Origin of the sequence: Streptomyces sp. NRRL F-6492, assembly GCF_001280125.1 — a bacterium.
Classification (GTDB): Bacteria; Actinomycetota; Actinomycetes; order Streptomycetales; family Streptomycetaceae; genus Streptomyces.
Window position 1 is genome coordinate 57,073 of the sequence record NZ_LGEG01000212.1, and the last position, 12,276, is coordinate 69,348.

Genomic DNA, 12,276 nt, shown 5'->3' on the forward strand with positions numbered 1-12,276 from the left:
GCGCTCAGCCCTCGGCCGGGACCGGTGCGTGCAGCGGCGCCGGGGCGGGCGCCGGGGCCGGGTCGGGGGTGACGACGGGGGCGGAGGCGGTGACGGTCGTGGTGACGGGGACCTTCTCGACCACCGCGTCGGCGGCGGAGACGGGGACCTTTCCGGCCGCCGGGTCGGGCACGGGGACGGAGACCCTCCCGGCCGTCGTGTCCGGCACGGAGACGGGGACCTTCTCCATCACGACGGTGGCGGGGGCCGGGGCGGGGGCCGCGATCGCGGCCCCTGACGCCGGGCTCCGCTCCGGGAGGAGGTCCAGGACCGCCTGCCGGTGCGCGTCGCTCGTCGCGTCGTCGTACGGGTCGGGCGTCGCCGGCACCTGGAGCCGCAGCACCGGGCCGGTGCCCAGGCGCGCGTAGCCGCGGCCCGCGGGGACGTCGGGCGTCGGCGTGGTGTGCGGCCGGACGCCGAGGACGGCCTCGATCTGGCCGGGCGCGGCGGGACCGAGGACGATCCGGGCCGGGGTGTGGCTCCGTACCGCCTCGCTCAGCATGTCCATGGTGTCGAACTGCTCGGCCACCACCACCGTGACCTGCGCCGCCCGTCCGTGCCGCAGCGGCACCCGGAGCAGCTCCTGCGGGTCGGGGCGGCCTTCGGCGGCGGCCAGGTGACCGAGGACGCTCGGCCGGTCGAGCAGGATCCACAGCGGACGCCGGGTGTCCTCCGGCGCGGGCAGGCCGGCCTGCCGGGCCTGGTTCGTGGCGATCAGGCGCCGCTCGGTCTCGTGCGCCGCCCACTCCAGGCTCGTCAGGGCGCCGGAGAGCCCGCACTCGACGGCGAGGACCCCGGTCCGGCCGGTCAGGCACGCGTACTCGCCGGTGCCGCCGCCCTCGACGATCAGGACGTCGCCGTGGGGGAGCGCCTGGAGCGCGATCGAGCGCAGCAGGGAGGTGGTGCCGCTGCCCGGCCGGCCCACGGCCAGCAGGTGCGGCTCGGTGGAGCGGGGGCCGGTGCGCCAGACCACGGCCGGGGCGTCCTCCGTGCCGTCCGCGGCGACCACCGGCACGGTCCGCTGCACGGCGTCGGCGTCGGTGAAGCCGAGGACGGTCTCGCCCGGCACGGTGACGAAGCGCTGGGCGGCGACGGCGGTGGACAGGGCGGGCAGCACGCTCAGGACGAGCCGGTTGTCCTCCTCGTCCCAGTCGAAGCGGTACTCGCGGCCGCGCCCCGACTTGGCGTGCAGCAGCTGCTCGATCCGGGCGCGCGCGGCCGGATCGCCGTCCGCGAAGTACGGGGGGTACGCGATCCGCAGCCGGGTGGGGCGCCCGTCCTCGTCGAAGGCGTACTCCCCGAAGGCTCCGCTCCAGTCGCCCCCGTGGGAGAAGAGCGGGGAGGGGTCCTCGGGGACGGAGAAGTACGGCACGAGCGCCTCGTACAGACCCTTGAGGCGGGCGGTCTCCGCCTCGTCGGGGCCGGTCTTGGCGACCGGACGCTCGCGCCCCTTCCACGCGGCGGCGCCCATGAGCGTGACGAGCGCGAGGAGCGGCCCGTACGGCAGGAGGGCGACGACCAGGACGCAGGCCGCGACCAGGAACAGCGTGGGACCACGCCGCTCCTTGGGGGTCGCGGCCCACTTGGCGCGCGCGGACGCGGCCAGCTTCCGCAGACCGCGGGAGACCACGATCAGCGGATGGAGCACATCGGTGGCGCTGTCGGCGGCCGTGCGCGCGATCTCTCGACTGCGGGCGATCTGCGCGCTGCCGCTGCTCAGAATGCGGGGGAGTGGTCGCCGGGCCACGTCGTACTCCTGAAGTGGTGGAAGGGGCTGAGGGGCGTCAGAACTTGATCCCGCCCAGGAGACCGGCGAGGCTCTGCCCGCCCGCCGTGATGCTCGGGGCGATGGCGGTGCCCGCGAGGTAGAAGCCGAACAGCGAGCAGACGAGGGCGTGGGAGGCCTTGAGTCCGTCCTTCTTGAAGAACAGGAAGCAGATGATGCCGAGCAGGACCACGCCTGAGATGGACAGGATCATTGGGTGTTCTCCTGGTTGAGGGGACAGTCACCACGAGTTCTTCCAGGTTCACGGCAAGTATCTATGCGACTAAAGGTGCATTGGAGTGAAAAACTGGCGATTTCACTTGACCGGCGGACGGCGGACGCACGGCCGGGTGGCGAAACGCCCGGGGTGCGCTAAAGGCGGATCGGGGAGGAACGGGACGCCGTGATCTTTGCCTCGGTTGCACAGGGTCATGTCCCCGAACGGGCAGTACCCTGTCGATTCACCCGTACGGCCGCGCTCGCCGTGCGCGGCCCGACACCGTAGGAGAGAGGCGGTCCACCCGATGAGCGAGACTCCCGACCCCGAGGTCATCGAGCTGGCGTCCAAGGTCTTCGACCTCGCGCGCACGGGGGACGCCGACGCCCTCGCCGCCTACGTCGACGCGGGCGTGCCCGCGAACCTCACCAACGACCGGGGCGACTCCCTCGTCATGCTCGCCGCCTACCACGGCCACGTCGCCGCGGTCTCCGCCCTCCTGGAGCGGGGCGCCGACGCCGACCGCGCCAACGACCGCGGCCAGACCCCGCTCGCCGGAGCCGTCTTCAAGGGCCAGGGCGACGTGATCCGTGCGCTCCTCGCCGGCGGCGCGAATCCGGAGTCCGGGACTCCGTCCGCCGTCGACACCGCCCGGATGTTCGGCAAGGCCGAACTCCTGGAACTCTTCGGAACCCGGTGAACGGGCGCTGAACCCCAGGTGAGGCGGCGTCGTAAATGTGGTCGCGGTGGCGAAATGGGTGGGTCATCATGACGTCGGACCCGGCAGAACGGGCCACCGACGAGAGGCAGAGGAAGATGATCACTGGCAAGCGCAGGACGACGAGCGGCCCGACATGTCGCCGCACGACCTAGGCGTACACCGATGTACCGCCTGACCCGGTTCATCCCGGTCATCCCGGCATCCCCCGGTCGTGTCGACAGCTTGATGTGAGGCGTCTCCCCATGTTCGATCCAGTCATAGCGCCGAGCGGCACCCTGCTCGGCCTGTTGCAGCGGGGCCGCGGCGACGGCACCCTGCACGCGCTCGCCGCGCCACGTGCCGAGGCCCTCGCGGCCCTGAACCACTGCGTCCTCGACGACCCCCGCCACGACTGGCAGGTCGAGAACCGCTCCCTCTACTACGCCCGTCTCTACCTGGACCTCCACGGCGGTCTGGAGGAGATCGAGGCGCACCTCTTCGGCGCCGAGGACCACCTCGACACCGAGGAGTCCAGGACCGGGCTCGCGCTCGCCGTCCTCGGCCACCTCGCCTCCTACGGACGCCAGGACGCCCTGCTGCTGCTCCGGCGCTACGCCGCGACCGGCACCAACTGGGCCTGGGCCCTGGACGAGCTGGCCCTCCGCGACGACGACGCCGGACTCCGCGCGCTCGCCCCGCCCGTACTGGCCCGCTTCGCGGCCGGCGCGGAGGGCGACGCCGAGCTGGCGCGCACCGTGCGCGACGCCTTCGAGCCCCGGCCCTGGCGCCTGTGGGCCGAGGACCGGCGCGACACCGTGGGCCCGCGCGTCAGGGCCGCCATGGAGCAGGGCTCCTTCGACCGCTGGCAGCGCCAGATGCGTCCCACCGGGCCCCGCCCCGGCTGGAGCGTGCGCGCCGTCCTCGACTGGGCGCAGGAGGGATACGAGCGCGGCGCCGTCCTCTACGGCCCCGCCGCCCGCTGCCTCACCGCCGTCGCCGGGCCCGAGGACCGGCCCGAGCTCCTCGCCGCCGCCCGCGACGGCGCGGAGGGGGCCCGGGGCGCCGCCCTCCACCACCTCGCCGAGTCGGCGGACCCCGCCGTCCTCGACCTCGTCGAGCACGCCGCCGACGGCGGCTCCCGCGCGGTCGCCGAGGCCGCCGTCGCCGCCTACCGGCGCATGTACGGCGAGGACGCGGTCGCCCGCGCCCGCGCGTGGATCCGGCGCACCGACGCGCTCGGCGCCGCCGCCGCCGAGGTACTGGCCTGCCGCGGCACCGCCGAGGACTCCCCCTCCGTCCTCGGCGCGCTGCGCGGAACCGTACGGGCCCAGGGCCCCGACGCCCCCGAACTCGCCTGCCTCGTCGACGGCGCCGGACGCCTCGGCATCACCTGCGCGGCCCCCGTGCTGCGCCACGTCTACCGGGAGACGGCCTCCTCCCAGCTGCGCGGCCGCACGGCCCGCGCCCTCGCGGCCACCGACCCCGCCTTCGCGACCGGCTTCGCCGTCGAGTGCCTCTGGGACTGCGAGGAGACCACCCGCGAGGTCGCGGCCCAGCACGCCGAGACCGGCGACATCCGCGTCGCCGAACGCCTTCGCCGCCTCGCCGCCGACCCGGCCGAGGAGGTCGAGGTCCAGCTGGCGGTGCGCAACCGGATAGGGCCGGACCTGCAGGTCTGAGCTCCGAGGCCCTTCCGGGGATCTGAGGGTGTGGGGGCGGGCGGGGCGGTCCGGATCGATCCGGCCCGCCCCGGCGTCCGGCTCCGGCCGGCCGGCGGTTCCGACCGCGGCCCCGTTTGCCGTCGCCCTCACCGGGCTGCGGGGCGGGCCCGCCCCGCAGCCGGTTTCAGTCCGGAGCCCGGTCCCGAGCCGGAGCCCGGTGCTCAGCCGGAGCGCCGGACGCGGGAGCCGTTCCGGCTGACGCGTTCCGGTCCCCCCGCGGCCCCCGGAAAGCCCCCGCGGGGAAACGCTCACCGGACGTTCCCTCCCCGTCCAGATCCACTTCGGCGGGGACACGCCGGGCGCGACGACAACACCCGTATGCGTGTCGTCATCGTCACCGAATCCTTCCCTCCCGACGTCAACGGTGTGGCGCACTGCGCCCTGCAGACCGCGCGCCACCTCGCCCGGCGGGGCCACGCCCCGCTCGTCATCGCCCCCGCCGTCGCCGATCCGGCCGCGGACGCCGACGCACCCTGCGCCGTCGTCCGGGTGCCCTCCCTGCCCCTGCCCGGCTATCGGCAGGTACGGGTCGCCCTGCCCAGCCGCCGGGTCGCCGCGGCCATCGCCGCGCACCGCGCCGACCTCGTCCACCTGGCCGGACCGTTCGTCCTCGGGGTGCGCGGCATGACGGCCGCCGCCCGGCTCGGCATCCCCGCCGTCGCCGTCTACCAGACGGACCTCGCCGGCTACGCGCGCACGTACGTGGGAACCGGCGAAGGCACCGCCTGGCGCCGCCTGCGCGCCGTGCACGGTGCCGCCGACCGCACCCTCGCCCCGTCCACCGCCGCCCTGCGCGACCTGGAGGCCCACGGCGTCGCCCGCGTCCGGCTCTGGGGCCGCGGGGTCGACACCCGCCGCTTCCGCCCCGGCCTGCGCGACGCCGCCCTGCGCCGCGCCCTCGCCCCGAACGGCGAACTCCTCGTCGGCTACGTGGGGCGTCTCGCCCCCGAGAAGCGCGTGGACCTGCTCGCCGGGGTCTGCGGGCTCCCCGGCGTACGGGTCGTGGTCGTCGGGGACGGCCCGAGCGGGCCCGCCCTGCGCACCGCCCTGCCGGGCGCCCGGTTCCTGGGCCGCCGCACCGGCGCCGACCTCGCCCGGATCTTCGCCTCGCTGGACGTCTTCGCCCACACCGGCCCGTACGAGACCTTCTGCCAGACCGTCCAGGAGGCCATGGCCAGCGGGGTGCCGGTGATCGCCCCGGCCGCCGGCGGGCCCCTGGACCTGGTCGACCACGGCCTCACCGGACTCCTCGTGCCCCCGGGCGACCCGGACGCCCTGCGCGACGCCGTCACCGCGCTCGCCGCCGCGCCGGACCTGCGCGCCGCCCAGGGCCGGGCCGGCCGCGCCGCCGTCGGGGACCGCACCTGGGAGGCCCTGGGCGACCAACTGATCGGCCACTACCGGGAGGTCCTGCGCGAGCGGACGGCGGTGGCGGCGTGAACGGCACCCGCACGACGGACACGGGCGCGCGTACAGAGACGGACACGGGCGCGCGTACGGACACGGACGTGCGTACGGACACGGGCGCGCGTACGGGCGGACGCGCCGGTCGCGACGGGCTCCGGATCGTGCGGCTCGCCAACTTCGTGACCCCCACGTCGGGCGGCCTCCGCACCGCCCTCGACCGGCTCGGCCGCGGCTACCTGGCGGCCGGTCACGAGCCGGTCCTCGTCGTCCCCGGCGAGGCCGCGGGCGACCGCCGCACCGCGCAGGGGCGGGTCGTCACCCTCCCCGGCCCCGTGCTGCCCGGCACCGGCGGCTACCGGGTCCTCGCCGACCGGCGCCGGGTCGCCCGCCTCCTCGACGAGCTCGCCCCCGACCGGATCGAGGTCTCGGACCGCACGACCCTGCGGTGGACGGGCGAATGGGCGCGACGCGCCCGCGTGCCGTCGGTCATGGTCTCCCACGAGACCGCGGACGGGGTCCTGCGCGCCTGGGGCGTGCCGCCCGCCCTCGCGGCCCGTACGGCGGACCGGCTCAACCGCCGCACCGCCTGGGCGTTCGGGCGGATCGTCTGCACGACGGAGTGGGCGGAGCGCGAGTTCGTGCGGACCGGGGCCCGCAACGTCGTACGGGCCCCGCTCGGCGTGGACCTGGACCACTGCCGGCCCGGTCGCCGGAGCGCCGCGACGCGGGCCCGGTACGCGGACGGGGAGCGGGTGCTGCTCCTGCTGTGCTCGCGCCTCTCCGTCGAGAAGCGGCCCGGCACGGCCCTGGACGCCCTGGAGGAGCTGCGCGGCGCGGGGATCCCGGCGTCGCTCGTCGTCGCGGGCGACGGGCCGCTGCGGGCCGCCCTGGAGCGGCGGGCGCGCGAGCGGCGCCTCCCGGTGCGCTTCGCCGGGCACCTCGCCGACCGGGAAGACCTGGCCGACCTCCAGGCGGCGGCCGACGTCTGTCTGGCGCCGGGACCCGCCGAGACGTTCGGCCTCTCCGCCCTCGAAGCCCTCGCCTGCGGCACCCCGGTCGTGGTCAGCGCCTCCTCGGCCCTCCCGGAGGTCGTCGGCACGGCCGGGGTGGCCGCCGCCGACACCCCGGCGGCCTTCGCCTCCGGCGTCCAGAGCCTCCTCGCGGTCCCGGAGACCGTCCGCCGCCGGGCCGCACGCGCGCGTGCGGAGGGCTTCGCCTGGGACCGTTCCGTCGCCGCCTTCCTCCGCGCCCACGACGCCCTCCCCGCCCCGGGGCCGCCCGCCCAGGAGGGCGCCCGCCGATGACCGGGCGCCACGCGCGAGGAAGGGGCGATCTGCGAGCCGATGTGCGAGTGGATGCCGACGGGGGCGCCACGCGCGCGAGGAAGGGGCCGGACGGCCCGTTCACCGCACCGGTACGAACCGGACCGCCGTCCCCGGCACCGCCTGGGCCGCCGCGCCCAGATCGGCCTCCCGGACGACCCCGACCACCGGGTAGCCCCCGGTCGTCGGGTGGTCCGCGAGGAAGACCACCGGGCGCCCGTCCGGCGGCACCTGGACCGCGCCGAGCACCATGCCCTCGCTCGCCAGTTCCCCGGTCACGGACCGCTCCAGGGGCGGTCCTTCGAGCCGCAGCCCGATCCGGTTGCTCGCCGGGGACACCCGGTACGCGCGCGTGGCGAGGGCGCGGAGGGCGCCGGGGGTGAACCGGTCGTCGCGGGGCCCGAGCCGGACCCGCAGCACGAGCACGTCCGGCGGCCCCGGCCAGGGAGGGGCGTCGACCGGCGTCCGTACCGCCCCGTCCGCGCCCAGCGGCAGGACCGTCCCCCGCGTCAGGGGCGCCGGGCCGAGGCCGGACAGCAGGTCGGTGGAGCGGCTGCCGAGCACCGGCTCGACCGCGATGCCGCCGCCGAACGCCACGTACGCCCGCAGCCCCCGCGAAGCCGTCCCGACCTCGACCACCGACCCGGCCGCCACCCGGACCGCCGTGCCCCAGGCGGCCGGGCGCCCGTCCACCCGGACCGGGCAGGGCGCGCCGCCCACCGCCACGGTCACCGCGCACCGGGGCCGCACCGCGCACCCGTCGACGGTGGTCTCCAGGACCGCCGCCCCCTCCGCGTTGCCCACGAGCCGGTTCACGAGCCGTGCGGCCGCCGGGTCGAGCGCGCCCGAGCGGACCACGCCGAGGTGCGCGTACCCGGGGCGCCCCAGGTCCTGCACGGTGGTCAGCGCCCCCGGCCGGACCACGGCGACCGCCCTGCCCGTCATCGCCCGCCCCCCGCCCGGGAACCCCCTCCGGGACGCTCCGCCGTGAACCGGACCCGGGTGCCGGGGGAGAGGAGCGCCGCCGGGTCCCGACCGGTGTCCCAGAGGACCAGGTCCGTGGTGCCGATCAGCTGCCAGCCGCCGGGGGAGGAGCGCGGGTACACACCCGTGTACGGCCCGGCCAGGGCGACCGAACCGGCCGGGACGGCGGTGCGCGGAGTGGCCCGCCGGGGGACCTCGTACCGCTCGCCGAGCCCCGTCAGATAGCCGAAGCCCGGCGCGAACCCGCAGAAGGCGACCCGGAACTCGGCCGCCGTGTGGATCCGCACCGCCTCCTCGACGGACACGCCCCAGCACGCGGCGACCTCCGCCAGGTCGGGCCCGTCGTAGCGGACCGGCACCTCCACCACCCGCCCCGCGCGCGCGGAGAGCGGCCCCACCTCCCACCCCGGCAGCTCGGCCGCGAGCCGGTCCGGGTCCGTCACCCCGTCGAGCAGCACGGTCCGCGCCGCCGGCACGACCTCCCGTACGCCGGGGAGGGCGCCGGCCGCCCGCCGGCGCAGCACCTCGGCGTGGAACGCCTCCGCCTCGGCGCCGCCCTCCAGCTCCACGAGCAGCGCCCGCTCGCCCACGCGCAGCACGCGCACGCGTGCGTCCGCGGAAGGCGTCCCGTTCCCGTTCACGCGAAGGCCTCCACCCGCACCCCGGAGGACGCGAGGCCCTCCCGGACCCGCCGGGCGAGCTCCACCGCGCCCGGGGTGTCCCCGTGCAGACAGAGGGACCGGGCCCGGACGGCCACGGGAGTCCCGTCGTGCGCGGTGACCGTCCCGAGCCGGGCCAGGGCCAGCGACCGCTCCACGACCTCGGCGGGATCGGTGACGACCGCCCCCTCCCGCCCGCGCGGCAGCAGGGAGCCGTCCGCCCGGTAGGCCCGGTCGCCGAAGGCCTCGGGGACGACCGGGAGCCCGGCCGCCGCGGCGGCCTCGTGCAGCCGGGACCCGGGCAGCCCCAGGACCGGCAGCGTCCGGTCCGCGAGCAGCACGCCCTCGACGACCGCCGCCGCCTGCTCCCCGTCCCCGACCACCCGGTTGTAGAGCGCGCCGTGCGGCTTCACGTACGCGACCCGGGAGCCGGCGGCCCGCGCGAAGACCTCCAGGGCGCCGATCTGGTACGCCACCTCGGCGGCCAGCTCCGCCGCCGGGACGTCCATCGACCGCCGTCCGAAGCCGGCCAGGTCCCGGTAGGACACCTGCGCCCCGATCCGCACCCCGCGCGCGGCGGCCAGCTCGCACACGCGCCGCATGGTTGCCGCGTCCCCGGCGTGGAAGCCGCAGGCCACGTTGGCGCTGGTGACCACGGACAGGAGTTCCTCGTCGTCGGTCAGGGTCCAGCGGCCGAAGCCCTCGCCGAGATCGGCGTTGAGGTCGATCGACACCCGGTTCGTGCTCATCTGCGCCTCGCGGGGTGGGGGCGTGCCCACGCGGGCACGGCGGGACCGTGGGACGCTCTCAACCTAGAGGATCGTTGAACGATCCGACAATGATCCTGTCGTCCCGCCCCCTCCGTGCGGTTGACTTCCGTGCGGTCGGCTTGGACGCGGTCCGCTTCGACGGGACCGGCTCGGACCCGTCGGACCGGCGGCCGGACACCCGGCGGCGCCGACGACGAGGAGACGAGAGGGAGGAAGCGCCGTGACGGGGCTGGCGGAGGACGGGACCGGGGGCCTGGCGGACGACCGCCCGCTGCTCGGACGCACGAGCACGGCCGAACGGGTCGCGGACATCCTGCGCACCCGCATCGCCGAGGGCCGCTTCCCGCCCGGCACCCGGCTCTCCGAGGACGGCATCGGCGGCGCCCTCGGCGTGTCCCGCAACACCCTGCGGGAGGCCTTCCGCCTCCTCACCCACGAGCGCCTCCTCGTCCACGAGCTGAACCGGGGCGTCTTCGTCCGCGTCCTCGCCGCCGACGACGTGGCCGACATCTACCGCGTCCGCGGGCTCGTCGAGTGCGCCGTCGTCCGGGGCCTGGGACGGCCGCCGTTCGCCCTCGACGGACTCGCCGCCGCCGTCGCGGCGGGCGAGAGCGCCGCCCGCGCCGGCGACTGGAACGGCGTCTCCACGGCCAACATCCACTTCCACCGCGCGCTCGTCGCCCTCGCGGGCAGCGCCCGCACCGACGAGCTGATGCGCGGCGTCCTCGCCGAACTCCGCCTCGCCCTCCACCTCGTGGCGGACCCGCGCGCCCTCCACGAGCCGTTCCTCGCGCGGAACCGGGAGATCCTGGGCGCCCTGCGCGCCGGTGAGCCCGGCACGGCGGAACGCCTCCTCGCCCGCTACCTCGACGACTCCCGCGCCCGGGTCGCGGACGCCTGCGGCCGGGCCGCGGGCACCCCGCCGGGCGCCCGCCGCTGACCCCGGGGGTCCGGGCGCATCCGCACTGTTTCGACCGTTGTCAGGGTGAGGACCTAATCTGTGCACCGTGACTTCGCCTGCCTCGACGGACCTCGCTCCGCCCCAGCTCAGCGCGGGGCCGCGGCCCGCGCAGGGCCCGGCCGCCGACGAAGGGCTCGCGCGGCGGCTCCGCGCGCTCGCGTGCACCGCCCCGCTGCACGACCTCGACGCCCGCAAGGCGAACCTGGCCGGCGAGTACACGGTCTACGCGATGGCCGAGGTGGCCCTCGCCGCGATCGACCTGATCACCCTGAACATGGACTTCGACACCGGGGCCGACCACGACCAGATGGTCGCCCGCCTGCTGCCCCGCGTCGCCGCCCAGGCCCCCGACCGCCCCGCCGCCGAGCACGAGCGCGTGGCCCGCTGGGTCCTGGAGAACCTGATCAACGTCGGCAGCGTCGACCGCGGCTTCCGCGCCGTCTACGGCACCTTCGGCACCGACGGCGTCTACGTCCGCAGGGACTACGACTTCAAACTCGTCGAGGAGGTCCCGGGGTACGGGGGCGGGGTCTACCTCCGCACCACCGACGAAGCGGTCAACGTCCTGGTCGGAGCCCTCGACACCGACGTCACCAGTGCCCAGATCGCCGCCGAGGTGAAGCTGGAGGTCCTCATCAACCGGGGCCGCCTCGCCGACGCGCAGCTCGCCGCCGAGCAGGCCCGGTACCGGACCGTGCAGTATGCCGAGACCCTCCGCAGGACCCTGGAGGCCACCCGGCGCAACGTCCGGGCCGTCGACTGGCTCCAGACGGTCCCCGACATGATCGCCGAGGCGCTCGACCACGTGGCCGACCGCTACCGCCACGAGAACGCGATCCTCACCAACATCCGCAGGGCGCGCGACGAGGCCGAGGCCGCCACCGACGCGAAGACGGCGGAGCACAAGCGGCGCGCCGCCGAACTCGTCGACATCGTCAAGGACTGCATCCGGCGCCACACCCAGCTCCAGTCCCGCCTCCTGGAGGCCGGACCGCTCTTCCGCGCCGAGCAGGACCGCCAGGCCTTCGCCGCCCCCGCCGCGTACACCGGCCTCGACCTGTACGGGCAGCTGGTCGCCCCGCTCCTCACGCTCCCCGTCGAGCAGGCCACCCGTGCCACCGACGCCTTCTTCGCCCACGGCACCGGACTGCGCACCCCCGCCTCCGTCCGCCTCGGCGACCTCGTCGACCTGCTGCTCACCCCGCCCGTCGAGCGCGAGCACCTGGGCGCGGAGATGCCCGAGCCCGACCTGATCGCCACCCCGGACGACTCCCGCTTCAGCGAGGAGCAGCTCGGACAGGCCCTGCGCCTGCTCGACCTGGAGCACGACGCCCCGCGCCGCCTCTCCGGCCTGCTGGCCGAGGCCCGCGCGACCGACCCCGACCTGCCGTACCTCGTCGCCCTCCTCGCCGTCCACGCGGCGAGCCCCCCGGTCGGCACCGCCTACCGCCAGGGCGAGGAGCGCCTGCTCTTCGCCGTCGACGACGGCACCCCGCTCGACGACCCCGAGTTCGGAGGCGCCGACCTCATCGTCGGTACGGCACTCCTCGACGCGGCGGGCATGGCCGCCGACCGCACGGAGGCGACGTGACCCTCGTACCCCCCGCCCCGACCTCCTGTACCGACGGGGCCGGCCCCGCCCCGGCCGATGCGCTCGACCCGGCCGACCTGCTCGCCCCGGCCGATCTGCTGGACCCGGCGACCCCGGCGGGGACCGCCCTCCCTGGAACC

Annotated in this window: 11 protein-coding genes; 6 read left to right on the forward strand and 5 right to left on the reverse strand. The window is 76.4% G+C overall.

Annotated elements, in window-relative coordinates:
* Positions 1-4: 4 nt before the first annotated feature.
* Entirely contained in the window at positions 5-1,786 is a 1,782-nt protein-coding gene (locus ADL08_RS17105) for a hypothetical protein (RefSeq protein ID WP_053643801.1), read from the reverse strand.
* A 37-nt stretch (positions 1,787-1,823) separates the two neighbouring features.
* Positions 1,824-2,018, reverse strand: coding sequence for a hypothetical protein (locus tag ADL08_RS17110; RefSeq protein ID WP_030215129.1), 195 nt, complete (start codon positions 2,016-2,018; stop codon positions 1,824-1,826).
* Between the two features lie 310 nt (positions 2,019-2,328).
* On the opposite strand from ADL08_RS17110, the gene ADL08_RS17115 reads away from it, so the two are divergent.
* From ADL08_RS17115 to ADL08_RS17130, 4 genes are all read left to right on the forward strand, one after another.
* A complete protein-coding gene (locus tag ADL08_RS17115; protein ID WP_053643803.1) occupies positions 2,329-2,721 on the forward strand; it encodes an ankyrin repeat domain-containing protein in 393 nt (130 codons plus the stop codon).
* A 263-nt stretch (positions 2,722-2,984) separates the two neighbouring features.
* Positions 2,985-4,400: a hypothetical protein gene (locus ADL08_RS17120; protein ID WP_053643805.1), complete on the forward strand. Its 1,416-nt coding sequence runs from the start codon at positions 2,985-2,987 to the stop codon at positions 4,398-4,400.
* A gap of 360 nt (positions 4,401-4,760) precedes the next feature.
* Entirely contained in the window at positions 4,761-5,882 is a 1,122-nt protein-coding gene (locus ADL08_RS17125) for a glycosyltransferase family 4 protein (protein WP_053643807.1), read from the forward strand.
* A 68-nt stretch (positions 5,883-5,950) separates the two neighbouring features.
* On the forward strand, positions 5,951-7,153 hold the full coding sequence (locus ADL08_RS17130) for a glycosyltransferase (protein ID WP_053643819.1): 1,203 nt from the start codon (positions 5,951-5,953) through the stop codon (positions 7,151-7,153).
* 99 nt (positions 7,154-7,252) lie between these two features.
* Here ADL08_RS17130 and ADL08_RS17135 read toward each other — a convergent pair whose 3' ends face one another.
* From ADL08_RS17135 to ADL08_RS17145, 3 genes are read right to left on the reverse strand one after another with little or no spacing between them, the layout of a single operon-like run.
* On the reverse strand, positions 7,253-8,116 hold the full coding sequence (locus tag ADL08_RS17135) for a biotin-dependent carboxyltransferase family protein (RefSeq protein ID WP_053643809.1): 864 nt from the start codon (positions 8,114-8,116) through the stop codon (positions 7,253-7,255).
* The gene (gene pxpB / locus ADL08_RS17140) at positions 8,113-8,760 is read right to left on the reverse strand and encodes a 5-oxoprolinase subunit PxpB (protein WP_053643821.1); all 648 of its coding nucleotides are present in this window, start codon (positions 8,758-8,760) and stop codon (positions 8,113-8,115) included. Before pxpB ends, ADL08_RS17135 begins: the two co-directional genes overlap by 4 nt.
* Before the next feature lie 32 nt (positions 8,761-8,792).
* Positions 8,793-9,563: a LamB/YcsF family protein gene (locus ADL08_RS17145; RefSeq protein ID WP_053643810.1), complete on the reverse strand. Its 771-nt coding sequence runs from the start codon at positions 9,561-9,563 to the stop codon at positions 8,793-8,795.
* 241 nt (positions 9,564-9,804) lie between these two features.
* On the opposite strand from ADL08_RS17145, the gene ADL08_RS17150 reads away from it, so the two are divergent.
* Complete coding sequence (locus ADL08_RS17150; RefSeq protein ID WP_234352162.1) at positions 9,805-10,524, forward strand: GntR family transcriptional regulator; 720 nt, start codon at positions 9,805-9,807, stop codon at positions 10,522-10,524.
* Positions 10,525-10,591: 67 nt separating this feature from the next.
* Positions 10,592-12,136, forward strand: coding sequence for a hypothetical protein (locus tag ADL08_RS17155; RefSeq protein WP_053643813.1), 1,545 nt, complete (start codon positions 10,592-10,594; stop codon positions 12,134-12,136).
* Positions 12,137-12,276: the final 140 nt, after the last annotated feature.

Excerpts from the sequence above, each read along its gene's own strand:
- ADL08_RS17125 (WP_053643807.1), top strand. The coding sequence starts at position 4,761 with ATGCGTGTCGTCATCGTCACCGAATCCTTCCCTCCCGACGTCAACGGT.
- ADL08_RS17135 (WP_053643809.1), bottom strand. The coding sequence starts at position 8,116 with ATGACGGGCAGGGCGGTCGCCGTGGTCCGGCCGGGGGCGCTGACCACC.
- ADL08_RS17120 (WP_053643805.1), top strand. The coding sequence starts at position 2,985 with ATGTTCGATCCAGTCATAGCGCCGAGCGGCACCCTGCTCGGCCTGTTG.
- ADL08_RS17115 (WP_053643803.1), top strand. The coding sequence starts at position 2,329 with ATGAGCGAGACTCCCGACCCCGAGGTCATCGAGCTGGCGTCCAAGGTC.
- ADL08_RS17145 (WP_053643810.1), bottom strand. The coding sequence starts at position 9,563 with ATGAGCACGAACCGGGTGTCGATCGACCTCAACGCCGATCTCGGCGAG.
- ADL08_RS17110 (WP_030215129.1), bottom strand. The coding sequence starts at position 2,018 with ATGATCCTGTCCATCTCAGGCGTGGTCCTGCTCGGCATCATCTGCTTC.